The sequence below is a fragment of the Duganella levis genome (genome assembly GCF_009857605.1).
GTDB classification, from domain to species: Bacteria; Pseudomonadota; Gammaproteobacteria; order Burkholderiales; family Burkholderiaceae_D; genus Rugamonas; species Rugamonas levis.
Genome location: NZ_WWCT01000014.1, coordinates 25,965 through 48,243 on the forward strand (window position 1 = coordinate 25,965; position 22,279 = coordinate 48,243).

Genomic DNA, 22,279 nt, shown 5'->3' on the forward strand with positions numbered 1-22,279 from the left:
CTGCTCCTTAACCTTGGCGTGCCGACGTCGCCTTGAACGCCGGACGATTGATATAGCGGCCCGCGCCCTCCACCGCCATCAGCACGCCGCGATGGAACACGACGTTACCGGCAGACAGCGTGGTGCTGGGGATTCCTCGTACAGTGCGGCCTTCAAACACATTGAAGCCGCCCCTGGCGAATTGCGTCAATGCAGAAATGGTGCGCGTGCCCTCTGGGTCCCACACCACCACGTCCGCATCCGCGCCCGGCGCAATCACGCCCTTGCGCGGATAGATATTGAAGATCTGCGCCGTATTGGTCGACGTGATCTTGACGAATTCAGATGGCGTCAGCATGCCGCTGTTGACGCCCGCATCCCACACCACCGACATGCGGTCTTCCACGCCGCCGCAACCGTTCGGGATCTTCGTGAAGTCATCCTTGCCCATCGCCTTCTGCTCGGCGCAAAAGGTGCAGTGATCGGTCGCCGTGGTATGCAGGTTTCCGCCGCGCAGCCCTTGCCACAAGGCCGCCTGATGATGCTTGCTGCGGAACGGAGGACTCATCACGTGGCCCGCCGCGAATTCCAGGTCATCGCTCTGGTACACGCTGTCGTCGATCACCAGATGGCCGGCCAGCGCCTCGCCATACACGCGCTGCCCATGCGCGCGAGCGCGGGTGATGGCCTCCAGCGATTCGGCGCACGACACGTGCACGATGTAGACCGGCGTATTCATCACGTTCGCAATCGCGATCGCGCGGTTGGCCGCTTCCGCCTCCACTTCCGGAGGCCGCGACAGCGGATGCGAACTTGGCCCGGTCAGACCACGCTTGATCAGATCCTGCTGCAGCTGGTACACCAGCTCACCGTTCTCCGCATGCACGGTCGGCATCGCGCCCAGCTCCAGGCAGCGGCGGAAGCTCTTCACCAGCGTTTCGTCGTCGGCCATGATGGCGTTCTTGTAAGCCATGAAGTGCTTGAAGCTGTTGACGCCATGGTCCCGCACCAGGATTTCCATGTCACGGTGTACCGTCTCGTCCCACCACGTGATCGCCACGTGGAAGGTGTAGTCGCCGGCCGACTTCTTCGCCCACTCGCGCCACTGGTGATAGGCCTCGATCAGGTTTTGCTTCGGCGCCGGAATCACGAAATCGATAATGCTGGTGGTGCCGCCGGCCAGCCCTGCGGCGGTGCCGGTGTAGAAGTCATCCTGCGTCACCGTACCCATAAACGGCAGGTTCATATGCGTGTGCGGGTCGATCCCGCCCGGCATCACATATTGGCCGCCGGCGTCGATCACCTTGGCGCCGGACGGTACTTCCAGGTTCTCGCCGACGGCGACGATCTTGTCGCCCTGGCACAGCACATCGGCGCGAAAGGCACGGTCGGCGTTGACGACAGTTCCGCCACGGATGATAGTTTTCATAAAGCGTCTCCTTACGGGTGGGCCGCCGTCCGCACTGCGGACGTGGTCTTCCCTTTCATCAGAACCCCATACACCACGGCCGAAATGGCGATGCCAACGAACCATGCATAGGTATAAATCGTTTTAAACGTTTCCGACACGCCGGGAAAAGACGCCGGAAACGCCGCGTTGAGGAAGCCAGGAATATTCGGCAGCACGCCAATTACAAACGCCACCAGCGCCGCCGTATTCCAGCCCTTGCCATACGAGTATTGACCATCTGCGCGATACAGGTCGCCGACGTTCAGTTCCGTCTTGCGCACCATGTAGTAGTCGACGATCAGCACACCGGCGATAGGCCCGAGCAGCGCCGAGTAGCCAATCAGCCAGGTGAACACATAGCCTTGCGTAGATTCGAGTATCTTCCACGGCATCATGAGGATGGCGATGGCGGCGGTGATGTAGCCGCCGGTTTTGTAGGTGATCTTGTTTGGCGCCAGCGCCGAGAAGTCATACGCCGGGCCAACCAGATTGGCCGCCAGATTGACCGACACGGTATCGATCAGCAGGATCACCAGCGCCACCAGCACCGCCACACCGGTCATGCGGCTGGACAGTTCGACCGGGTCCCAGATCGCCTTGCCGTACAAGACCACCGTGGCCGAGGTCACGATCACCGCCATCGCCGCCAGCAGGCCCATAGGCACCGGTAGGCCCACAGTCTGGCCGATCACCTGGTCGCGCTGGGTTTTGGCGAAGCGCGTAAAGTCGGGAATATTCAGCGCCAGCGTGGCCCAGAAGCCCACCATCGCCGTCAGCGAAGGCCAGAAGGTGGTCCAGAACTGGCCGGCCTTCTGGCCGCCTTCGACAAACTGCGATGGCGCCGACAGCAGGTCGCCGAAGCCACCGGCCTTGCTGTGCACCCAGCCAAGCAACACGAAGCAGATGGCGATCTTCAGCGGCGCGGTGTAAGTCTCCAGCTTGCGGATCGACTCCATGCCATGCACGATGTAGTAGAACTGGATGGCCCAGAAAGCCAGGAAGCAAAGCAGCTGGCTGCCGTTGATGCCGAGGCCTGCGATCTTTGCACCGCCGACCTCCCCCCCCATCATCACGCCGATCAGCGTGTAGATCATTGAGCCGCCGAACCAGGTTTGAATGCCATACCATCCGCAAGCGACGATGGCGCGCATCAGCGCCGGCAGCTTTGCGCCCGAAGTGCCGAACGACGCCCGCGCCAGCACCGCATACGGAATGCCGTACTTGGTGCCGGCGTGGCCGATCAGCAGCATCGGCAGCAGCACGATGGCATTGGCCAGGAACACCGTCAGCACCGCCTGGTATCCCGACATGCCGCCTTCGATCAAACTGGCGGACAAGGTGTACGCCGGAATGCACATCACCATGCCAACCCACAGCGCCGAGAAGTGATACCAGCGCCAGGTACGCTGTGCCGCCGTGGTCGGCGCGAGGTCTTCGTTCCAGAGTTGCGTGCTGCCAGATGGTTCTGTGCTCAATGCGTTCTCCAAAGGGTTGAGTTATCGCTTCAACACTGCAAGTTCCGTACCTATGCGGCTTGCTCCACCTTGATGTTCTCCCCGCGCGGATTGCGGGGGTCCTGCGTCCAGTTCATGTATGGCTTGCCGGTATCCTGCGGCACCATCGTGATGCAACCCTGCACCGGACAGGTGATCTCGCACAGATTACACCCAACGCACTCCTCTTTGTTCACTTCATATGTGCGCGTGCCGGTGGCGGCATCGATCAGCTGATTGATCGACTGGTGCGACGTATCTTCGCACGCCACGTAACAGCGGCCGCATTTGATGCAATCGTCCTGATTGATCTGCGCAATCACCTGATAATTCATGTTCAGGTATTTCCAGTCGGTGGTGTTGGGCACCGCCTTGCCGACGAATTCGGCGACGCTCTTGTAGCCCTTCTGATCCATCCAGCGCGACAAGCCATCCTTCATCTCTTCAACGATGCGGAAGCCGTGCAGCATCGCCGCCGTGCACACCTGCACGCAGCCCGAACCCAGCGCGATGAACTCCGCCGCATCGCGCCAGTTGCCGATGCCGCCGATGCCGGAAATCGGCAAGCCCGCCGTCTGCGGATCGCGCGCAATCTCGGCCACCATATTCAGCGCAATCGGCTTCACCGCAGAACCGCAGTAGCCGCCGTGCGTGCTGGCGCCGCCGACAATCGGAAACGCCACCATCTGATCCAGGTCCAGATGCGTAATCGAGTTGATCGTGTTGATCAGCGAAACCGCATCGGCGCCACCTGCCTTGGCGGCGCGCGCCGGCGCCCGCACGTCGGTGATATTCGGCGTCAGCTTGACGATCACCGGCAGCCTGGTATTTTGCTTGCACCAGCGCGTGACCATCTCCACGTATTCCGGCACCTGCCCCACCGCTGCACCCATGCCGCGTTCCGGCATGCCGTGCGGGCAGCCGAAATTCAGCTCGATGCCATCGGCGCCGGTAGCTTCCACCAGCGGCAGGATGTCGGCCCACAGACGTTCCTCGCAAGGCAGCATCAGCGACACGATGATCACGCGGTCCGGCCAGTCCTTCTTGACCTGCGTAATCTCTTCCAGGTTCAGCGCCAGCGAACGATCGGTAATCAGCTCGATGTTATTGAAACCGAGGACTTCGCGGTTCTTGCCGTAATGCGCCGAGTAGCGCGACGACACGTTGACCGCGGCCGGATCTTCACCCAGCGTCTTCCACACCACGCCGCCCCATCCCGCTTCAAATGCGCGCACCACGTTGTAGGCCTTGTCCGTTGGCGGCGCGGAGGCCAGCCAGAACGGATTGATGGACTTGATGCCGCAGAATTCTATGCTCAGGTCAGCCATTATGCAGCCTCTTTTAAACCGTTGATGTCTTGATGGATGGCGTGCGCCGCCAGCTTGCCGTGTTGGACCGCCTGCACCGTCAGATCCTGCCCCGGCGCCACGCAGTCGCCGCCGGCGTAGATGCCCGGCAGGACGGTGCGGAAGTGATCATCGACATAAATCTTGTCGCCGTCGCGCTTCAGCGTTTTCGCCAGCGGATCGCTGATGCTGGCTTCGTCCATGCTCTGGCCGATGGCCTTGAAGATGGCGTCTGCCGCAATCTCAAACGTCTCGCCGGTGCCGGACAAGCGGCCGTTGACTACCGCCGTTTTCTCGAAGCGCATGCCGCGCACGCGGCCAGCATCGTCCAGTAGCACCTGCTGCGGCTGTGCCCACGTGCGCATGCGGACTTGATTCTCTTTGGCGATGTGCTGTTCGTGCTCGGTGGCGCTCATCGCCTCAAAGCCGCGACGATAAACCAGCGTCACTTCATCAGCGCCGAGGCGTTGAATCTGCACCGCCATATCGATGGCCGTGTTACCAGCGCCGATAACGATGGCGCGCGATGGCACCGGCAGCTTGGCCAGATCATCGGACTGGCGCAGCTCCGCGATGTAATCGACCGCAGCCAGCAGCCCAGGCGCGTCCTCGCCGGTCAGCCCCATTTGCTTGCTGGCGCCGAGGCCCAGGCCGAGGAACACCGCATCGTAACTGGCATGCAGATCACGCAGCTGCACGTTGACGCCCAGCGCCTGCCCATGCTTGATGGTGATGCCGCCGATCTCCAACAGGAAATCGACTTCCTTCTGCGCGAAGTTATCGGTCAGCTTGTACTTGGCGATGCCGTATTCATTGAGGCCGCCGGATTTTTCGCGTGCCTCATAAATCACCACATCATTGCCCAGCATCGCCAGCCGGTGCGCGCACGACAAGCCGGCAGGGCCAGCACCCACCACGGCGATCTTCTTGCCGGTGGCGGCGAAGCGCTTGAACGGATGCTCTTCCAATTGCATATTGTCGATGGCGTAGCGTTGCAGCAGGCCGATTTTCACCGGCTGCCCTTCCGCATCGTGATTGCGCACGCAGGCGTCTTCGCACAGGATTTCGGTCGGGCAGACGCGCGAGCAGCTGCCGCCGAGGATGTTCTGTTTGAGGATGCCGACGGCGGCGCCGTTGATATTCTCGTCGTGGATGTTACGGATAAAACTGGCGACATCGATCTCCGATGGGCAGATGCGCGTGCATGGCGCATCGTAGCAATACAGGCAGCGCGATGCTTCAATCGCAGCCTGCCGCGCAGTCAATGCCGGAGCCAGGTCGGTGAAGTGTTTAGCCAATGATTCATTGGCTTCCTTCGATGTCGGCAGATAGCTAATCGATTCGAGAATCATGATGGTTCCTGTTTGATTATTTCATCTGTGGGAATGCAAATTCCGCGCCAGCGCTGGCGGTATTGGGCCAGCGCTGCATCACCGCTTTGTGGCGCGTGTAGAAGCGCACGCCTTCCGGACCGTATGCATGATGATCGCCAAACAGACTGCGCTTCCAGCCGCCGAAACTATTGAACGCCATCGGCACTGGCAGCGGTACATTCACGCCCACCATGCCGACCTGAATCTGCCGCACGAATTCGCGCGCCACGCCGCCGTCGCGCGTGTAGATCGCCACGCCGTTGCCATACTCATTGCGGTTGATCAGCTCTACCGCCGTGCCCACATCCGGCGCGCGCAGCATGCACAGCACCGGGCCGAAAATCTCTTCCTTGTAAATCGTCATATCCGGCGTGACGTGATCGAACAAGGTGCCACCGATGAAGAAGCCGTTCTCGCGTCCGACCACCTTGTGATCGCGTCCATCGACCACCAATTTTGCACCCTGCTCAACGCCCTCGCCAATCAAGCGCTCTATACGCTGCTTGGCTGCGCTGCTGACCACCGGCCCCATTTCGGCATCCGACGCCATGCCGTCGCGCACTTTCAGTGCAGCGGTGCGCTTTGCCAGTGCATCGACAATCTTGTCGCCCGCATCGCCAACGGCGACAACGACCGAAATCGCCATGCAGCGCTCACCGGCCGAACCGAAGGCGGCGCCCATCAGTGCATCCACCGTCATCTCCATATCCGCATCCGGCATCACCACCATATGATTCTTGGCGCCGCCCAAAGCCTGCACGCGCTTGCCCGCAGCGCAGCCGCGCGAGTAGATGTATTCCGCAATCGGCGTCGAGCCGACAAAGCTGATCGCCTGCACCACCGGATGATCGAGCAGCGCATCGACCGTCACCTTATCGCCCTGCACCACATTGAATACGCCGTCCGGCAAACCGGCTTCCTTCAGCAAACGCGCATGCAGCAGCGACGCCGACGGATCGCGCTCGGAAGGCTTGAGAATAAACGTGTTCCCGCAAGCCAGCGCCACAGGGAACATCCACATCGGCACCATCACCGGGAAGTTAAACGGGGTAATGCCCGCCACTACGCCCAGCGCCTGGCGCATCGACCACGCATCGATGCCGCGCGAAATCTGATCGGTGAATTCGCCCTTCAGCATTTGCGGAATGCCGACCGCAAACTCCACCATCTCGATACCGCGCGCCACTTCACCCTTAGCATCCTCAAAGGTCTTGCCATGCTCGCGCGTGATCATCGCCGCGAATTCGTCCACATGCTGCTGGCACAGTTGCAGATACTTGAACAGCACGCGCGCGCGGGTCAGCGGCGGCGTGGCGGACCACGAAGGAAATGCCTGCTCGGCGGCGCGCACGGCGGCGTCAACTTCTTCCGCCGTGCCCAGCGCCACCCTGGCTACCGGTTCGCCCAAAGCGGGATTGAACACGTCTGCATGGCGGCCGCTTTGCGTATCGACGGTAACGCCGTTGATGAAATGGGTGATGGTATCCATGATGCTCTTTCAAGTGTGCGGCTTAACCTAAGAGGCTGTCCGCGTCTACGTAGTGATAACCAAGGCCGTGCGCCACCGCTTCATAAGTGACCTTGCCCTGGCAGACATTCAAACCATTCTTCAAATGCGGATTGGCTTTCAGCGCTTTCTGCCAACCCTTGTCGGCCAGCGCTACCGCATGGCCTATCGTTGCGTTGTTCAATGCGAAGGTCGAGGTGCGCGCCACTGCGCCGGGCATGTTCGCCACGCAGTAGTGCACCACGCCGTCCACCACATACGTCGGTTGCTCGTGCGTGGTGGCGTGCGACGTTTCAAAACAGCCGCCCTGGTCGATCGCCACGTCCACCACCACCGCGCCCTGCTTCATGCGCGCGATCATGGACTTGGTGACCAGCTTGGGCGCCGCCGCTCCCGGCACCAACACGCCGCCGATCACCAGGTCTGCATCCAGCACCGCTTCCTCAATCGAGTGCGCGTTGGAATACATGGTGGCGACGCGGTTGCCGTACACGAGGTCCAGCTGGCGCAGGCGGTCCACGTTTTTATCGAGGATGGTCACGCGCGCGCCGATGCCGACCGCCATCTGCAAGGCATTGGTGCCGACCACGCCGGCGCCGATGATGGCGATATGGCCCGGCGCCACGCCCGGCACGCCGCCCAGCAGCAAACCCATGCCGCCCTTGGACTTCTCCAGATGCGCGGCGCCGGCCTGGATCGACATACGCCCCGCCACTTCGCTCATCGGCGCCAGCAACGGCAAGCCGCCATTCGGGCCGGTGATGGTTTCGTATGCGATGCAGACGGCGCCCGACGCCACAAGAGCCCTGGTCTGCTCCGGGTCCGGCGCCAGGTGCAGATAGGTGTACAGGATCTGCCCTTCGCGCAGCATCGCGCATTCCTGCACTTGCGGTTCCTTCACTTTGACGATCATCTCGGCGCGCGCAAAAATCTCCTCCGCATCAGCGATGATGGTGGCGCCGGATGCTTCATACATCGCATCCGTCAGGCCGATGGCCGCGCCGGCGTTTTGTTGTACCAATACTTGATGACCACGCAAAATGAGTTCCTTGACGCTGGCCGGGGTAAGGCCAACGCGGGACTCCTGGTTCTTAATCTCTTTTGGGACGCCGACCAGCATGGTGTTTCTCCTCAGTCCAGGTTTTTAAGTACTTCCCTCAGCTTTCCGAACAATTCGTCGATGTGTTTTTTCTCCAGCACCAGCGGTGGCGACAAGGCGATGACGTCGCCGGTAACGCGAATCAGGATGCCGTCCTCGAACGCCTGCTTGAAGGCGGCGAATGCGCGCGCACCCGGCTTGCCCGCAATCGGCGCCAGCTCGATGCCGGCGATCAGGCCAATGGTGCGGATATCGATTACGTGCGGCAGTCCTTTCAGCGAATGCACCGCGTCGGCCCAGTATTCGGCCATGCCGGCCGCGTGCTCGAGGATCTTCTGTTCCTTGAACACTTCCAGCGTCGCCAGCGAAGCGGCGCAAGCCACCGGGTGGCCCGAGTAGGTATAACCGTGGAACAGCTCAATGCCGGCCGGCGCGTCCATGAAGGCATCGTGGATATGCTTTTTGCTGAACACCGCACCCATTGGAATGGTGCCGTTGGTCAGGCCCTTCGCAGTGGTCATCAGGTCCGGCTCGACGTCGAAGTAGTCGGCGGCGAACGGCGTGGTCAAACGGCCGAAGCCCGTAATCACTTCATCGAAGATCAGCAGAATGCCGTGCTTGGTGCACAGCTCGCGCAAGCGCTTCAGATAACCCTTAGGCGGAATCAGCACCCCGGTCGATCCAGCCACCGGCTCGACGATCACCGCAGCGATGGTCGAGGCATCGTGCAGCGTAACGATGCGTTCCAGTTCATCGGCCAGGTTGGCGCCATGTTCCGGTTCGCCGCGCGTGTAGGCGTTCTTCTCAAGATTGTGGGTGTGCGGCAGATGATCGACGCCCGGCAGCATCACGCCATACGGCTTGCGGTTGCCGGCGATGCCGCCCACCGAAATGCCGCCGAAGCCGACGCCGTGGTAACCGCGTTCGCGGCCGATGAAGCGCGTGCGGCTGGCTTCACCGCGCGCCTTGTGATACGCCAGCGCGATCTTCAGCGCCGTGTCCACCGCCTCGGAACCGGAGTTGGTGTAGAAAACGTGGCCGAAGCGATGGTTGGTGTATTCCATCAGCGCTTCCGCCAGGTCGAAGGCGGCCGGGTGGCCCATCTGGAAGGTCGGCGCGAAATCCAGCTGGCCCACCATCTCGCGCACGGCGGCGACGATCTTCGGCTGCGCGTGGCCGCACGGCACGCACCACAGGCCGGCGGCGCCGTCCAGGATGCTGCGGCCGTCCACGTCCTTGTAGTACATGCCTTCCGCCGATACCAGCAGGCGCGGATGCGCCTTGAAATCGCGGTTGTTCGTAAATGGCATCCAGAAGGATTCCATCGATACTGGTCGAGACTCGTTCATGCACATCTCCTATGAAACAACTGCTTTCGGATTTTTTTGACAGACCGTAAAAAAATTTACCAGTTGGCAAAATGATGATGCAATAATAGACAGCGCAACAACTATGGCACAGATACACAATTCATCAAACTGTCCAACCGTACTGGCAACAAAAACACTACAGTTTCACTTTCGCTGCGTGGAGTCAAGGATGGAAGAGGCAAGTGCTGTCATCGATCAAACCGGCGGGCCGGCAAGCTGGCCCTGCGTCGCCATCGAACGCCGGCATAAAGACAGCCTGGTGGAGCAGATCGTGGCCGCCATCAGCACCATGGTCGGCAGCCGGGAGTTGCGCGTAGGAACTAAGATGCCGTCGGTGCGGCAGTTTGCCAAGTGTAATGGCGTTAGCACCTTTACAGTTGTCGAGTCCTACGATCGCCTTGTGACGCTCGGCCTGCTGTCGTCGCGGCGCGGTTCCGGCTATTTTGTGGCCCGCCAGGACGTGCCGGCCACGCTGCTGCAGGCTGCTCCCAGCGCCGCGCCGCTGGCCATCGACGCCCTCACGCCCGAACTGTATTCCGGCGTCTCGGAAGCGCTTCCGGTGGGCGCCGGCTGGCTGCCGCCCGAGTGGTATGGCGAAGACACCATCCTCGACGCCGTGCGCCAGGCCATGAAGATTCCGGCCAATCGCCTGCGCGGCTACGGCCACCCGCTCGGTTTCCCCACGCTGCGCCAGCACATGGCGGCCACGCTGGGCGACGAATTGTTCCCGGTCGAAGCCGAACAAATACTGCTGACGCATGGCGCCACCCACGCCTTCGACCTGATCCTGCGCACGCTGACCAAGCCGGGCGACACGGTGCTGGTCGAAGATCCCGGCTACAGCAATCTGCTGTCGTTAATTCGCCACCATGGCTGCATCGCGGTCGGCATTCCGCGCGGCGAAAACGGGCTGGATCTGGACCTGCTGGCGCAGCAGGCGGCGCTGACGCAGCCCAAGCTCATGTTCGTCAACACGGTGCTGCAAAACCCGCTGGGCACCTCGCTGAGCGCGGCACAGGCACATCGGCTGCTGGCCTTGGCCGAGCAGTTCGACTTCTGGCTGGTGGAGGACGATATTTACCGCGAACTGGCGCCGCGCGGCGAAGCCTCGCTGGCGGCGATGGACGGCTTGCGGCGCGTGATCCGCGTCGGCAGCTTTTCCAAGACGCTGTCGCCGGTGCTGCGGGTCGGCTCGATCAGCGCTTCATCGTCGCTGATTCCCGAACTGCTGCGAGTAAAGATGCTGACCGGCCTCACCACCTCCGAGATCAACGAACGCGCCGTCTACCACGCCATCACCGCCCGCCCCTACAAGCGCATGGTGGACAAGCTGGTGACGCAGCTGGACGCCGGCCGCGAACGCGCCATGGCCAGCCTGCGCGACGTCGGCATGACCTTGCTGGCGCGGCCGCGCGGCGGCATGTTCGTCAGCGCCGGCTGGCACGATGCGCCCTCGCCCGCATGGAACGGCAAATTCATCGCCGACCTCGCGCTCAAGCACGGCATCCTGCTGTCGCCGTGCGACTTCTTCATGCTGCGCGCACCAGAGGCGATCTGGTTCCGCTTCAACGTGGCGTATGCCGATCACCCGCAACTGCTCAACTTCCTGAGACTGATATGCCGACAGTAAAAATCAACCGTCGCCTGCTCAACCGCGACAAGCTGGAAGCCGAGATCACCGCCGAAGCGGTGCGCGTGTTTGCCGAATGCGGCTACGAAGGCACCTCGATCGCCACGGTGGCGGAGAACGCCGGCCTGTCGAAGCAGAACCTGATGTACTACTTCCCCACCAAGCAGTCGCTCTACCAGCGCGTGCTGGACGAAGTGTTGGACGATTGGCTGGCGCGCATGGAAAGCCTGGCCGCCGCCGACCAGGAGCCGCGCGAAGTGCTGCGCACCTACGTCCAGGCCAAGCTGAAATTCTCGCGCGAGAATCCATGGGCGTCGCGCGTCTACGCGATGGAAGTGATCAGCGGCGCGCCGCTATACGGCGGCCAGATACAGAACCGCGTGGTGCCGCTGGTGCGCAAGGATATCGAGGTGTTTGAACGCTGGATCAGCGAGGGTAAAATGGCGCCGCTGAACGCGACCCATCTGCTGTTTGCGATCTGGGCGATGACGCAGTCCTATGCCGACTTCTCGGCCCAGATGGCGCTGGTGCTCAACCGCAAACAGCTGACCAAAAAAGATTTCGACGATGCCGAGAAGGTCATCGTCGATATGGTGCTGGCGGCGATCAGCGTGCCGGCGCAGCAGCCTTCTGGCGACGGCGCGCCATAAAGCCCATCAGGCCCAGGCCGCCCAGCAGCATGGCATAGGTTTCCGGCTCGGGAATCGCCGTCACCAGGCCCGCCACGTTGGTGGACACGAAGGCGTTGGTCGAGTTGATCTGCACGCCCGAACTCCACGACTTGACCACGACGTTACCATCGATGACGCCGGAGCCGTCTTTCACCGAAGCGGTCGGCGCCAGGATGCTGATGTTGGCGCCGGTGCCGATGTTCAGCGTGGTGGCGTCAACAAAGTTGAACAGCACGTTGTACGCGTCGAACTGTTTGTAGCCGCCCTGGATGGTAGCGGTTTTGCCGACTACGTTGACGATGATGGTGGCGTCGGTGGCGAAGTTACTCAGCACAAATTCAGTGGCCGAATTCATCTGCGCGGCACTCACGGTCACCACATCCACACCACTTTTGGTGCCGGTCAAGAAGATCTGGCTGTTGACCTGCTTGGTGTTCGCGGTCGCGCTGATGGCTGCCAGCTCGGCCGATGTCTTAACCAGACCGGAGGCCAAGTTGCTCAGGTTAACCGGCGCGGTGCCCTTGACGGTGGTATAGCCCTTGTCCAACACATTGTAGGACGGATAGGTCACATCGCCACTCACATAGACGTTGCCGTTGTGGATGTTGCCGTTGCCAAAAGTCAGGCTGCCACCCACGACCATCGCGTACTGGCCATAGGCGTCCTGGTTATTCTTGTTGACGGTATACGAAGTCAGCGACACATTGCCGCCGGCCAGAATCGCGCCCTCGACGTCGGCCGATGGCGCGCTAAAATTGGTAAAAGAGAAAACATTGGCGTTGCCCAGATACGCGTTCAGATTCAGTACGGCAGCTTGCGCGCTGCCCAGGGATGCGATCGCCAATGCCACAGCGGTAACAGCGGATTTCATCATGGTGATTTCACTTAGGTAATAATAATTACCTTAAGGATATCATATTTTACGTAAATATATTGCACTGCAACTTGTGTATCATTAATTTCCTGTTTAAAGCCAATCCGATAACTTTTCATGACGATTTTTTCTCCCGTGATCTTACAAACCGCGCGCCTGCAACTGCGCACGGTGAACGCCAGCGACGCGGCGGCCATGTTCCGTGTCCATTCAGATCCGGAAACCATGCGCTATTTCAGCAGCACTGCTTGGCAGCAACCGGCGCAGGCCGATGAACACATCGCCAAAACCCTGGCGGACTACCAGAACGGCAGCGCGCTGCGGCTGGCCATCGTGCTGGCCGGCGAAGTGATCGGCAGCATCACCTTGTACGCTTTCGACCGCCGCAACCACCGCTGCGAAATCGGCTACATCCTCGGCCGGCCGTACTGGGGCCAGCGTTATATGCAAGAGGCATTGGCAGCCATGATCGGCTACGCCTTTGGCCCGCTGGCGCTGCACCGGCTGGAGGCCGATATCCATCCCGACAACATTGCCTCGAAGCGTCTGCTGGAAGGCCAGCAGTTCCAGCGCGAAGGCCATCTGCGCGAGCGCTGGTTTGTCGGTGACGAAGTGTCGGACAGCATCATCTATGGCTTGTTACGCAAGGATTGGGAAGCCGCCATTCATCCCGCGCAATAACCGGCCATGCCCGTCAAACCGCAGTTGATCGGAATCCACTACGCGCCGGTGCGGGGCTTTGCTACAGTGCTCTCATCGCAACGCCTTATGGAGACACTAAAATGAACAAAGCCACCGCTCTCATCGACGAAATTTTCCAGGCCCTGACCAATATGCTGCGCTACGCCGGACGCCTGATCGGCCGCATGTCGCCGCCGGCCTTGCTGGGTGCGGCGCTGGTGCTGGCCTTCCTGTTCTCGATCCTGCCGTTGGCGCTGGTGCTGTTCGTGGCCTTCATGCTGATCAAGGTGGCGGTCGGCGCCTGCGTCATCGGCGGCCGCCGCGCCAAACGCGCCCAGGAGCACGTTGAATGAAAAAGCATCGGCTGGCCCAGGCCGGCTATAAAAATGCCAAGAGCCTGCTGGACATCGTCCGCGAAATCGGCGAAACCGCAGTCAGCGTCTGGTGGCATTTCTTTGACTGGCTGGCGCAGGTGGAGTGGCGCAAGCTGGTCATCATCTGGCTGCTGTTGCTGATCCTGTCGGCCTCGCTGTTCCACATGAACGACCAGACCTGGGGCTTCATTTTGGTGTCGTTCGGCCTGAAGGTGCTGGCCGGCGGCAAGCGCAAGGCCGAGCTGGAAGCGCGCAACGCCGAATCGCACGCCGACGAGGAAAGCATCGAACGGCGCGTGGTCGAGGCGCGCATGGCGGCCTTGCAAGCGCAGGTTGAGCCGCACTTTTTGTTCAACACCCTGGCGCTGATCGGCCAGCTGATCGAAACCGATCCGCCGCAAGCGGCGCGCATTCACCAGAACCTGATTGACTACCTGCGCGCCACGCTGCCGCAGATGCGCGCCAAGGGTTCCGGCACGCTGGGTCGGCAGATCGAGATGTCGCGCGCCTACCTGGCCATCATGCAGGCGCGCATGCGCTCGCGGCTGGCCGTGTCGATCGACGTGCCGGATGAAATGCTGAGCGCCACCTTCCCGGTGATGATGTTGCAGATCCTGATCGAAAACGCCATCAAGCACGGACTGGAGCCGAAGATCGCCGGCGGCCGCATCGACATCCGCGCCGCAGTGGACGGCCAGATGCTGCAAGTGGATGTTTGCGACGACGGCGTCGGCTTCAACGCCTTCGCCGGCGACGGCCTCGGCTTGGCCAATGTGCGCGAACGCCTGCGCATCCAGTACGGCAACCGCGCGCAGCTGGTGATCGAAGCGCCGCTGACCGGCGGCACGCGCGCCAGCATCCGCGTTCCCTATGCCCCCGATATTTTTGCTGCGAGTTCCAAATGAATGCTCCCACCGCCCTGATCGCCGACGATGAAGAAGGCATGCGCCAGCAACTGCGCAGCCGCTTGCAGGAAGCCTGGCCGGCGCTGAACATCGTCGCCGAAGCCGAGAACGGCATCGAAGCCGTGGCGCTGGCCGGCAAGCACCAGCCGGACATCGTCTTCCTCGACATCCGCATGCCGGGCCTGTCCGGCATTGAAGCGGCGCGCATGCTGTTCAACCGCTGCCACCTGGTGTTCGTCACCGCCTATGACCAGTACGCGATTGAAGCGTTTGAACAAGGCGCGCTGGATTATCTGTTGAAGCCGGTCGGCGGCGAGCGCCTGAAGACCACCTGCACGCGGCTGCAATCGCTGATCGGCCAGCAGCCGTCCAACATCGAGCGGCAGCTGAGCCAGTTGCTGTCACACCACAGCAAGCCGGCGGCGGCCAAGACCGATTACCTGCGCTGGATCCAGGCCGTGGTCGGCACCAACCTGCGCATGATCTCGACGCGCGAAGTGCTGTTCTTCCAGGCCGACGAAAAGTACACGCGGGTGCAGACCGAGCAATCAGAAGTGCTGATCCGCAAGACGCTGAAGGAGCTGGCGGACGAACTGGACCCGGACGAATTCTGGCGCATCCACCGCTCGACCCTGGTGCGCGTGGATGCCATTGAAGAAGTCACGCGTGACTTGCGCGGCCGCCAGATGGTGCGCATCCGCAACCACCCAGAACTGCTGGAAGTGAGCCGCGGCCACACCCATTTATTCCAGCAAATGTAATCGCATCGGCGGGCCATCGGCGTATACTGGATTGCTTCACTCAAGGGAGGGAACGATGTCCAGCATACCCAAGCAAACGCATTGCGGCGTCATACCATGCCTGCGCTACCGCGACGCGCCGGCCGCCATCGACTGGCTGTGCAGCACCCTCGGCTTTGAAGTGCAGTTCGTGGTACCCAACGAGGACGGCAGCATCGCCCACGCCCAGCTCACCTTCGGCAACAGTATGGTCATGCTGGGCTCCGTGTTCGACACCGAATACGGCCGCCTGCTCAAGCAGCCGATGGAAACCGGCGGCTTCGTCACGCAGAGCGCCTACCTGGTAGTCAACAGCGCCGACCATGTGTACGGCCGCGTGCTGGAAGCCGGCGGCCAGATCGTGCTCGACATCAAGGACGAAGACTACGGCGGCCGCGGCTTCACCTGCCGCGACCCCGAAGGTCACATCTGGAGCATCGGCACTTACGATCCCTACGCTTAAGGAGTCCGAACAAGGACAAAGCCATGCTGAGTTTCGGCGTCTTGATCGAATCTGTTTTTCAGAAGATCAAAGTATTGGCTATCGCTATGCTCAAAGTGCCTGAAAAGAGAATACGCAACCAGGTCAGCAAGCTGCACCAGGCGGCTTGCGCGTGAGTCCAAAAAAACAGGAACTTCCGCGTAGTGATGCGCAGCTCCATAGACTTGGCCGCTCATTTCGAACTCCCTGGCTAACCTTCGGAGACGGTGTTCCATGGTCGACTCATCAAACAAAATCAATCCGTGTTGAGGATCGTGGTATCTCACGGCCCGGCGTTGCAAAAATAAATTGAAACGTGTGGCTATCTGCTCAAAGCAGTAGCGAACCGGGTCATATCCGCATAGGGCAATTTTCTCCACCACGCATCCGAACAAGCGTACGCCTGCAGCCGGTTGCGCAATAACGCCAGCAATCAATGCATCTTTTATTAACTGCTCCCGATCCGCTAATGCGATCTTTCTGAAGAAACCTTTACCGCTTCGAATTGGTGAGCCGTGCAGTTCCAGTTCAGGCATATGCGGTGCGAAACAGGTGATGATCGCATCGAGATTGCTGGCGATATTTTGAGTAGCGCTTTCAAATACGCAGACTCCGGCCAGCACAAAGTGCCTTTGGCTCATGTCTTCTACGAGACCAGATTCGTCTGCATACAATAGATGCATGGTGTGTCCACGAGCGAGGGAGGGTGAGTCAGGTGAAACAGACGTTCAACGCACCACAAGGAAGGCGGTGCTCCCGACCCAGACTTTAATTCTACGCCGATTGGGAGGTCGCTGCGCTGCCTATACTTAACGCTTGAGCCAGATCAAGGTCTGCCACTTGCGTCGGTTGGATGCGGATGATGTTGCGGTAGAGGGGCGGCATGGCGGCGCACAGGGCGGCCAGTTCGGCTGGCGGCAACGATGGCAGAACATACTGGAACTGGGTGGGATTCTCCAGCGGCAGCGGGCCTTCCATGGTGGAGCCATAGGCACCCAGGTTCATATAGCTGACGGCGCTGGCGTCCGGCCCTTTGGCGAAGACGAAGGTGCCGTCCTTCGGATGGCCGAGGTAGTGGCGCACATCGTCCTGCTGCGCGGCCGAAGCGCCGTTCAGCAGTTTGTAGCGCAGCTGCGCGTAGGCGCGCGTGGTTTCCATGAAGGCGCTGCGGATGCCCGACTGCGTCATCCGCCCCGCCATGCACAAGAGCAGATTGCCGAACGAATCCAGCAAGGCCACCGCATCCCCTGCCCCGCCATGTTCGCGGTCGCGCGCCATCGCTTGCAGCAGGAACGGCGCCAGGCCGGCATTGGGCCGGTGCGGCGCGCAGCGGTAGGTCAGCGCGTCCGGATATTGCTGCTTCAGCGCGCGCACGATGGCGTGATCGGCCGACAGCGTAGCCGGGTCTTTCAGCGATGGCTGCGGCCGGTCGGTGTTCAGCATCGCCATCACGTCGGCCGATGTGGCCTCAAACACCAATGAGCATAAAGCCTGCGTCGGTTCGGAGATGGTTTTACCGATGAAGAAAGACTTCGGCGTGGCGCCGGTCGCGGCACGCGCGTACAGCGACGAGCCAAGGATGGCCGGGTAGCTGAAGCTGTCGCCGGCCTGCGCGCGCAGCGCTGCCGGCAGAGCCTTGAAGGCGGCGCTGTTGTCGTAATTGATGCCGGACGCCTGGTCCGGCGCAGCCACCACCACGTTGAAGCCACCGGCCAGAATCGCGCCGCTGCACATGCAGCACGGGTCGAGCGAAGTGACGATGGTGATGTCCTGCGGCACCGGCAGTTCGCGGCCCTTGGCGCGCTCGGCGTAATACCAGTCGATCAACTGGCGCTCGCCGTGCGCGGTAGGGTCGAACACCAGGCCGTCCTTGACGACGTTGTTGTGCAGCGACTGCAGCACGTTGCCGTGCTGGTCGAGCATCAGGCCGCCGACGCCGAATGTGCCTTGCGTCTTGGCGGCGATGGCTTCGGACGCCGCAATGGCGACCGCTGCCTGCACATCAATCGTCTTCTTGTGGGCCATTACTTCTTCTTGAGGTCCGCGCCGCCGAAAGCGTTCGGCAGTTGTTCCGCTGCGGTGGTTTCGAAGATGTCGCCTTTCAGGTTGGTCAGCAGCACCGGCAGCTCGTTGCCGCCCAGTTCCAGGATCACCTGGCGGCAGGCGCCGCATGGTGCGATCGGGCCGTCGGTTTCGCCGATGACCACCAGCTGGTCGAAATCGCCAACCTTGTAGCCATGGGCGAAGGCGCTGAAGAACGCGGTGCGTTCGGCGCAGTTGCACAGGCCATAGGCTGCGTTTTCCACGTTACAGCCGTGGAACACCTTGCCGTCGTTGGTCAGCAGCGCAGCGCCGACCTTGAAGTTGGAGTATGGCGCGTAAGCCTTCAGGCGCGCGGCGGCGGCTTCGGCGATCAGTTCTGGTTTGTTCATGGTTTGATGGTACGGTAGATGACTGGGTTGGCGGCAGGCGCGGCATCGGTGATCTGATACGCAGCCTGGATTTCGCGAATGGCTTGTTCGGCCGCTTGCTGCGTGCGCGCGTGCACCATCGCCAGCGGCTGGCCGGCTTCGATCTTGTCGCCCAGGCCCGCCAGGTCGGTCAGGCCGACCGCGAAGTCGATCGGATCGGCGGCGCGGCGACGGCCACCGCCCAGCGATACCACCGCCAGGCCGATCTCGCGGCAGTTGGCCGCAGCGGCATAACCCGAGGTCAGCGCCGGCGCCGGCACGATGATCGGCGAGCGTTCCAGGTACTTGTCCGGATTGTCCATCAGGTCCGCAGGACCGCCCAGCGCCGTCACCATGCGCGCAAAGCGCTCGGCCGCTTCGCCGCTGTCCAGCGACGCTTGCAGCTTGGCGCGCGCTTCTTCTTCGGTCGCCGCCAGTTTGCCCAGCACCAGCATCTCGGCGCACAGCGCCATCGTTACTTCGTGCAGACGCGCAGGACGCGACTTGCCGGTCAGGTAGTCGATCGCGCCGCGCACTTCAACGGCGTTGCCGGCGTATGGCGCCAGCGATTCGTTCATGTCGGTCAGGATGGCGGAGGTCATCATGCCCGCGCCGTTGCCGACCTTGACGATGCTCTCGGCCAGCTCCACCGATTTGTCGTAGGTCGGCATGAAGGCGCCGCTGCCCACCTTGACGTCCATCGCCAATGCATCCAGGCCGGCCGACAGTTTCTTCGACAGGATAGAGCCGGTGATCATGGCGACCGATTCCACGGTGGCGGTAACGTCACGCACGCCGTAGAAGATCTTGTCCGACGGCGCCAGCGACGAGGTCTGGCCGATGATGGCCACGCCAACTTCTTTCACGACCTTGCGGAACAGCGCATTGTCCGGCACCGTGGTGTAGCCGGGGATGGAGTCGAACTTGTCCAGCGTGCCGCCGGTGTGGCCCAGACCACGGCCGGAGATCATCGGCACGTAGCCGCCACAGGCCGCGACCATAGGTCCGAGCAGCAGCGAGACGACATCGCCGACGCCACCGGTGGAGTGCTTGTCGACTACCGGGCCGTTCAGGTCCAGCGAGCGCCAGTCCAGCACTTCACCGGAGTCGCGCATGGCCAGCGTGAAGGCGACGCGTTCGTCCATGGTCATGTCGTTGAAGTAGACCGCCATCGCCAGCGCAGCGATCTGGCTTTCGGTCACGCCGCCGGAGGTGATGCCGCCAACGAAGAACTGGATCTCCTCGGCCGACAGAATGCCGCCGTCACGCTTTTTGCGGATGATCTCTTGAGGTAAATAGGACATAAATTCTCCGGGAATCAAAACGCGTCATTCCGGCGTAGGCCGGAATCCATAGAGCGATGCCTACTTCGGCAACTCAGCATGGATTCCGGCTTTCGCCGGAATGACGGGGATGCTGCTGTGGTTAGACGCCGTAAGGAATCCAGATGTTTTTGACTTGCGACGCATGTGCCAGCACGGCGCGGCCACCCGCTTGCGCGGTGCTATACCAGTCGCGGCCTTTGGCGCCGCCAACCCAGGTACGCTTCAGCGACGATGCCGACAGACGCTCCACTTCGGCGCAGCCTTCGGCCGAACCGTCATGACGCCATACCGCATCGATATCGCCATGCGTTGCCAGCGTGCGCGCCAGTTCATCGGCCGAACCGGTGATGATGTTGACCACACCGGCCGGCAGGTCCGAGGTATCCAGCACCTGATACAGATCGGTGGCCGACAGCGGATGCGCTTCCGATGGCACCACCACCACGCGGTTGCCCAGCGCGATGGCCGGCGCCACCAGCGAGATAAAGCCCAGCAGCGGCGACTCGTTCGGGCACACGATGCCGATCACGCCCAGCGGCTCGTTCAGCGCCACGGTAATGCCGTGCATCGGCGGCTGATGCGCCAGGCCATCGTACTTGTCGGCCCACGCCGCCCAGTAGAACAGACGCTCGATCGATGCCTGCACTTCCTTCTCGGCGTTCTTGGTGCCGGTCATGGCAGCGATACGTGCCGCGAATTCCTCGCCGCGCGCGGCCAGGTTTTCTGCGATGTAGTACAGCACTTGCGCGCGATTGTGCGCAGTAGCCTTGGTCCAGCCGGTGGCCTTGTGCGCTGCTTCCACCGCGTTGCGGATGTCCTTGCGGCTGCCCTCGCCCACTTCGGCGATGAGGGCGCCATCGGCGCCGTGAATCGCGCGGCTATAGGCGCCATCAGGGCGGGCCTGTTTGCCGCCGATGTACAACTTGGCAGTGCGGTCGATGGCGAATGGACTGCCGGCCGGCACTGCGGCTTTGGCCTTCGCTTTTGGTTCCAGCAGCGGCGCGGCAGGACGTGCATCTTCCGACAGTGCGGTCATGTACTCGTACATGCCTTCGCGGCCGCCTTCACGGCCGTAGCCGGATTCGCGGTAGCCACCGAAGCCGCAAGCGGCGTCGAACTGGTTGGCGGTGTTAATCCACACCACGCCAGCCTTGATGGCAGGTGCAACGTCCAGCGCCAGCGAGATATTCTCGGTCCACACGCATGCGGCCAGGCCGTACACGGTGTTGTTTGCCAGCTGCACGGCTTCCGGCGGAGTGCGGAAGCTCATCGCCACCAGCACCGGGCCAAAGATTTCGGCCTGCGCCACGGCGGCGGCGGTCGAAGCGCCGGTGATCAGGGTTGGCGGGAACCACGAGCCATCGGCCGGCAGTTCGCAGGCTGGCTGGTACACGGTGCAACCTTCGTCGCGCGCCGATTGCACCAGGCCTTCGATGCGCTGCTTCTGCACCGGATCGACCAGCGCGCCGATGTCCATCGACTTGTCCAGCGGCGAACCGAGGGTCAGCTTGTCCATGCGGGCGCGCAGCTTGGCCAGGAATTTATCCTGCACCGACTCCTGCACCAGCAGGCGCGAACCTGCGCAGCAGACCTGGCCCTGATTGAACCAGATCGAATCGACCAGGCCTTCAACCGCAGCGTCCAGGTCCGCGTCTTCAAACACGATGAACGGCGACTTGCCGCCCAGTTCCAGCGACAGCTTCTTGCCGCTGCCGGCCGACGCTTCGCGGATCAGGCGACCGACTTCGGTCGAACCGGTGAACGCCAGCTTGTCGATACCTTCGTGCTTGACGATGGCTTCGCCCACGCGGCCGTCGCCGGTGATGATATTGACCACGCCCGCAGGCACGCCGGCCTGCACGCAGATGTCGGCGAACAGCAGCGCCGTCAGCGAAGTGAATTCGGCCGGTTTGAAGACCACGGTGTTACCGGCGGCCAGCGCCGGGGCGATTTTCCATGCCAGCATCAGCAGCGGGAAGTTCCACGGCACGATCTGGCCGACCACGCCGACAGCGCGGTAGTCCGAGAATTCTTCGGCTTGCAGTTGCGCCCAGCCGGCGTGGTAGTAGAAGTGACGCGCTACCAGCGGCAAGTCGACATCGCGGGTTTCGCGGATGGTCTTGCCGTTGTCCAGCGTTTCCAGCACGGCGAACAGGCGCGCGTGCTTTTGCATCAGGCGCGCAATCGCATACAGCACCTTGGCGCGGCCATGGCCGCCCAGCGCCTGCCAGCCCGGTTGCGCGGCGCGCGCTGCGGCGACGGCGCGGTCGACGTCTGCCGCGCTGCCTTGCGTCAGGTCCGCCAGCTTGGCGCCGCTGGCTGGATTGATGGACGCGAACAGCTCACCGGCCTCGCTCCATTCGTTGTTGATGAACAGGCCGAATTGGCGGCCGCGTTGTTCCAGCCACGCTTGCGCTTCTTTCGTGCTTTCCGGTGCTGGGCCGTATTCCATAGTATTCAGGATCTCTTTAATTGATGGCATGACGTGTCCG

19 protein-coding genes and 2 pseudogenes are annotated in these 22,279 nt (G+C 61.9%); 7 read left to right on the forward strand and 14 right to left on the reverse strand.

Features of this window, described 5'->3' with window-relative positions; translation table 11 throughout:
* Window positions 1-7 precede the first annotated feature (7 nt).
* The 7 genes from hydA to aptA are packed head-to-tail and all read right to left on the reverse strand — an operon-like array spanning window position 8 to window position 9,596.
* A complete protein-coding gene (gene hydA / locus GTP69_RS17185) occupies window positions 8-1,408 on the reverse strand; it encodes a dihydropyrimidinase (protein ID WP_161056010.1) in 1,401 nt (466 codons plus the stop codon).
* 11 nt (window positions 1,409-1,419) lie between these two features.
* Window positions 1,420-2,904, reverse strand: a complete 1,485-nt coding sequence (locus GTP69_RS17190) for an NCS1 family nucleobase:cation symporter-1 (protein WP_161056011.1) — start codon at window positions 2,902-2,904, stop codon at window positions 1,420-1,422.
* Window positions 2,905-2,954: 50 nt separating this feature from the next.
* Window positions 2,955-4,250 carry an NAD-dependent dihydropyrimidine dehydrogenase subunit PreA gene (gene preA / locus GTP69_RS17195; RefSeq protein ID WP_161056012.1) on the reverse strand — a complete coding sequence of 432 codons (1,296 nt, stop codon included), beginning with the start codon at window positions 4,248-4,250 and terminating at the stop codon, window positions 2,955-2,957.
* On the reverse strand, window positions 4,250-5,620 hold the full coding sequence (locus tag GTP69_RS17200) for an NAD(P)-dependent oxidoreductase (protein ID WP_161056013.1): 1,371 nt from the start codon (window positions 5,618-5,620) through the stop codon (window positions 4,250-4,252). Before GTP69_RS17200 ends, preA begins: the two co-directional genes overlap by 1 nt.
* A 16-nt stretch (window positions 5,621-5,636) precedes the next feature.
* Window positions 5,637-7,130, reverse strand: coding sequence for a CoA-acylating methylmalonate-semialdehyde dehydrogenase (locus tag GTP69_RS17205; RefSeq protein WP_161043643.1), 1,494 nt, complete (start codon window positions 7,128-7,130; stop codon window positions 5,637-5,639).
* 22 nt (window positions 7,131-7,152) lie between these two features.
* The gene (gene ald / locus GTP69_RS17210) at window positions 7,153-8,268 is read right to left on the reverse strand and encodes an alanine dehydrogenase (RefSeq protein WP_161056014.1); all 1,116 of its coding nucleotides are present in this window, start codon (window positions 8,266-8,268) and stop codon (window positions 7,153-7,155) included.
* A gap of 11 nt (window positions 8,269-8,279) precedes the next feature.
* Window positions 8,280-9,596 carry an omega-aminotransferase AptA gene (aptA, locus tag GTP69_RS17215; RefSeq protein WP_161056015.1) on the reverse strand — a complete coding sequence of 439 codons (1,317 nt, stop codon included), beginning with the start codon at window positions 9,594-9,596 and terminating at the stop codon, window positions 8,280-8,282.
* A gap of 190 nt (window positions 9,597-9,786) precedes the next feature.
* Between aptA and GTP69_RS17220 the strand changes: the two genes are divergently transcribed.
* Together GTP69_RS17220 and GTP69_RS17225 are read left to right on the forward strand one after the other, a co-directional pair.
* Window positions 9,787-11,247: an aminotransferase-like domain-containing protein gene (locus GTP69_RS17220; RefSeq protein ID WP_161056016.1), complete on the forward strand. Its 1,461-nt coding sequence runs from the start codon at window positions 9,787-9,789 to the stop codon at window positions 11,245-11,247.
* The gene (locus GTP69_RS17225; protein ID WP_161048711.1) at window positions 11,235-11,897 is read left to right on the forward strand and encodes a TetR/AcrR family transcriptional regulator; all 663 of its coding nucleotides are present in this window, start codon (window positions 11,235-11,237) and stop codon (window positions 11,895-11,897) included. Before GTP69_RS17220 ends, GTP69_RS17225 begins: the two co-directional genes overlap by 13 nt.
* On the opposite strand, the pseudogene GTP69_RS31935 reads toward GTP69_RS17225, so the two are convergent.
* Window positions 11,854-11,961 (reverse strand): annotated as a pseudogene (locus GTP69_RS31935) (FxDxF family PEP-CTERM protein); the annotation flags it as partial. The gene GTP69_RS17225 and the pseudogene GTP69_RS31935 overlap by 44 nt on opposite strands.
* 48 nt (window positions 11,962-12,009) lie before the next feature.
* Window positions 12,010-12,792 (reverse strand): annotated as a pseudogene (locus GTP69_RS17230) (choice-of-anchor A family protein); the annotation flags it as partial.
* Window positions 12,793-12,927: 135 nt separating this feature from the next.
* Here GTP69_RS17230 and GTP69_RS17235 point away from each other — a divergent pair.
* The 5 genes from GTP69_RS17235 (at window position 12,928) to GTP69_RS17255 (ending at window position 15,994) form a co-directional block, all read left to right on the forward strand.
* On the forward strand, window positions 12,928-13,473 hold the full coding sequence (locus GTP69_RS17235) for a GNAT family N-acetyltransferase (RefSeq protein WP_371867988.1): 546 nt from the start codon (window positions 12,928-12,930) through the stop codon (window positions 13,471-13,473).
* A gap of 101 nt (window positions 13,474-13,574) precedes the next feature.
* A complete protein-coding gene (locus GTP69_RS17240; protein WP_161056019.1) occupies window positions 13,575-13,826 on the forward strand; it encodes a hypothetical protein in 252 nt (83 codons plus the stop codon).
* The gene (locus GTP69_RS17245) at window positions 13,823-14,752 is read left to right on the forward strand and encodes a sensor histidine kinase (protein WP_110847193.1); all 930 of its coding nucleotides are present in this window, start codon (window positions 13,823-13,825) and stop codon (window positions 14,750-14,752) included. The genes GTP69_RS17240 and GTP69_RS17245 overlap by 4 nt, the downstream gene beginning before the upstream one ends.
* Window positions 14,749-15,513: a LytR/AlgR family response regulator transcription factor gene (locus GTP69_RS17250; RefSeq protein WP_161056020.1), complete on the forward strand. Its 765-nt coding sequence runs from the start codon at window positions 14,749-14,751 to the stop codon at window positions 15,511-15,513. The genes GTP69_RS17245 and GTP69_RS17250 overlap by 4 nt, the downstream gene beginning before the upstream one ends.
* A gap of 55 nt (window positions 15,514-15,568) precedes the next feature.
* Window positions 15,569-15,994 carry a VOC family protein gene (locus GTP69_RS17255; RefSeq protein WP_110847195.1) on the forward strand — a complete coding sequence of 142 codons (426 nt, stop codon included), beginning with the start codon at window positions 15,569-15,571 and terminating at the stop codon, window positions 15,992-15,994.
* Here GTP69_RS17255 and GTP69_RS17260 read toward each other — a convergent pair.
* The 5 genes from GTP69_RS17260 to GTP69_RS17280 form a co-directional block, all read right to left on the reverse strand.
* Entirely contained in the window at window positions 15,991-16,695 is a 705-nt protein-coding gene (locus GTP69_RS17260; RefSeq protein WP_161056021.1) for a DUF3800 domain-containing protein, read from the reverse strand. The two genes, GTP69_RS17255 and GTP69_RS17260, sit on opposite strands and share 4 nt — an antisense overlap.
* 91 nt (window positions 16,696-16,786) lie before the next feature.
* On the reverse strand, window positions 16,787-18,037 hold the full coding sequence (locus GTP69_RS17265) for a nucleoside deaminase (RefSeq protein ID WP_161056022.1): 1,251 nt from the start codon (window positions 18,035-18,037) through the stop codon (window positions 16,787-16,789).
* On the reverse strand, window positions 18,037-18,444 hold the full coding sequence (locus GTP69_RS17270) for a cytidine deaminase (protein WP_161056023.1): 408 nt from the start codon (window positions 18,442-18,444) through the stop codon (window positions 18,037-18,039). The genes GTP69_RS17265 and GTP69_RS17270 overlap by 1 nt, the downstream gene beginning before the upstream one ends.
* Window positions 18,441-19,766, reverse strand: coding sequence for a thymidine phosphorylase (gene deoA / locus GTP69_RS17275; RefSeq protein ID WP_161056024.1), 1,326 nt, complete (start codon window positions 19,764-19,766; stop codon window positions 18,441-18,443). The genes GTP69_RS17270 and deoA overlap by 4 nt, the downstream gene beginning before the upstream one ends.
* Window positions 19,767-19,887: 121 nt before the next feature.
* Window positions 19,888-22,269 carry an aldehyde dehydrogenase family protein gene (locus tag GTP69_RS17280; RefSeq protein WP_371867990.1) on the reverse strand — a complete coding sequence of 794 codons (2,382 nt, stop codon included), beginning with the start codon at window positions 22,267-22,269 and terminating at the stop codon, window positions 19,888-19,890.
* Between the last annotated feature and the right edge of the window lie 10 nt (window positions 22,270-22,279).

What these genes read in the sequence shown, in the direction of transcription:
- GTP69_RS17200 (WP_161056013.1), bottom strand. Translation starts at nt 5,620, where the DNA reads ATGATTCTCGAATCGATTAGCTATCTGCCGACATCGAAGGAAGCCAAT.
- GTP69_RS17270 (WP_161056023.1), bottom strand. Translation starts at nt 18,444, where the DNA reads ATGAACAAACCAGAACTGATCGCCGAAGCCGCCGCCGCGCGCCTGAAG.
- GTP69_RS17225 (WP_161048711.1), top strand. Translation starts at nt 11,235, where the DNA reads ATGCCGACAGTAAAAATCAACCGTCGCCTGCTCAACCGCGACAAGCTG.
- GTP69_RS17265 (WP_161056022.1), bottom strand. Translation starts at nt 18,037, where the DNA reads ATGGCCCACAAGAAGACGATTGATGTGCAGGCAGCGGTCGCCATTGCG.
- GTP69_RS17220 (WP_161056016.1), top strand. Translation starts at nt 9,787, where the DNA reads ATGGAAGAGGCAAGTGCTGTCATCGATCAAACCGGCGGGCCGGCAAGC.
- GTP69_RS17245 (WP_110847193.1), top strand. Translation starts at nt 13,823, where the DNA reads ATGAAAAAGCATCGGCTGGCCCAGGCCGGCTATAAAAATGCCAAGAGC.
- deoA (WP_161056024.1), bottom strand. Translation starts at nt 19,766, where the DNA reads ATGTCCTATTTACCTCAAGAGATCATCCGCAAAAAGCGTGACGGCGGC.
- GTP69_RS17240 (WP_161056019.1), top strand. Translation starts at nt 13,575, where the DNA reads ATGAACAAAGCCACCGCTCTCATCGACGAAATTTTCCAGGCCCTGACC.
- aptA (WP_161056015.1), bottom strand. Translation starts at nt 9,596, where the DNA reads ATGAACGAGTCTCGACCAGTATCGATGGAATCCTTCTGGATGCCATTT.
- ald (WP_161056014.1), bottom strand. Translation starts at nt 8,268, where the DNA reads ATGCTGGTCGGCGTCCCAAAAGAGATTAAGAACCAGGAGTCCCGCGTT.
- hydA (WP_161056010.1), bottom strand. Translation starts at nt 1,408, where the DNA reads ATGAAAACTATCATCCGTGGCGGAACTGTCGTCAACGCCGACCGTGCC.
- preA (WP_161056012.1), bottom strand. Translation starts at nt 4,250, where the DNA reads ATGGCTGACCTGAGCATAGAATTCTGCGGCATCAAGTCCATCAATCCG.
- GTP69_RS17255 (WP_110847195.1), top strand. Translation starts at nt 15,569, where the DNA reads ATGTCCAGCATACCCAAGCAAACGCATTGCGGCGTCATACCATGCCTG.
- GTP69_RS17250 (WP_161056020.1), top strand. Translation starts at nt 14,749, where the DNA reads ATGAATGCTCCCACCGCCCTGATCGCCGACGATGAAGAAGGCATGCGC.
- GTP69_RS17280 (WP_371867990.1), bottom strand. Translation starts at nt 22,269, where the DNA reads ATGCCATCAATTAAAGAGATCCTGAATACTATGGAATACGGCCCAGCA.
- GTP69_RS17260 (WP_161056021.1), bottom strand. Translation starts at nt 16,695, where the DNA reads ATGCATCTATTGTATGCAGACGAATCTGGTCTCGTAGAAGACATGAGC.
- GTP69_RS17205 (WP_161043643.1), bottom strand. Translation starts at nt 7,130, where the DNA reads ATGGATACCATCACCCATTTCATCAACGGCGTTACCGTCGATACGCAA.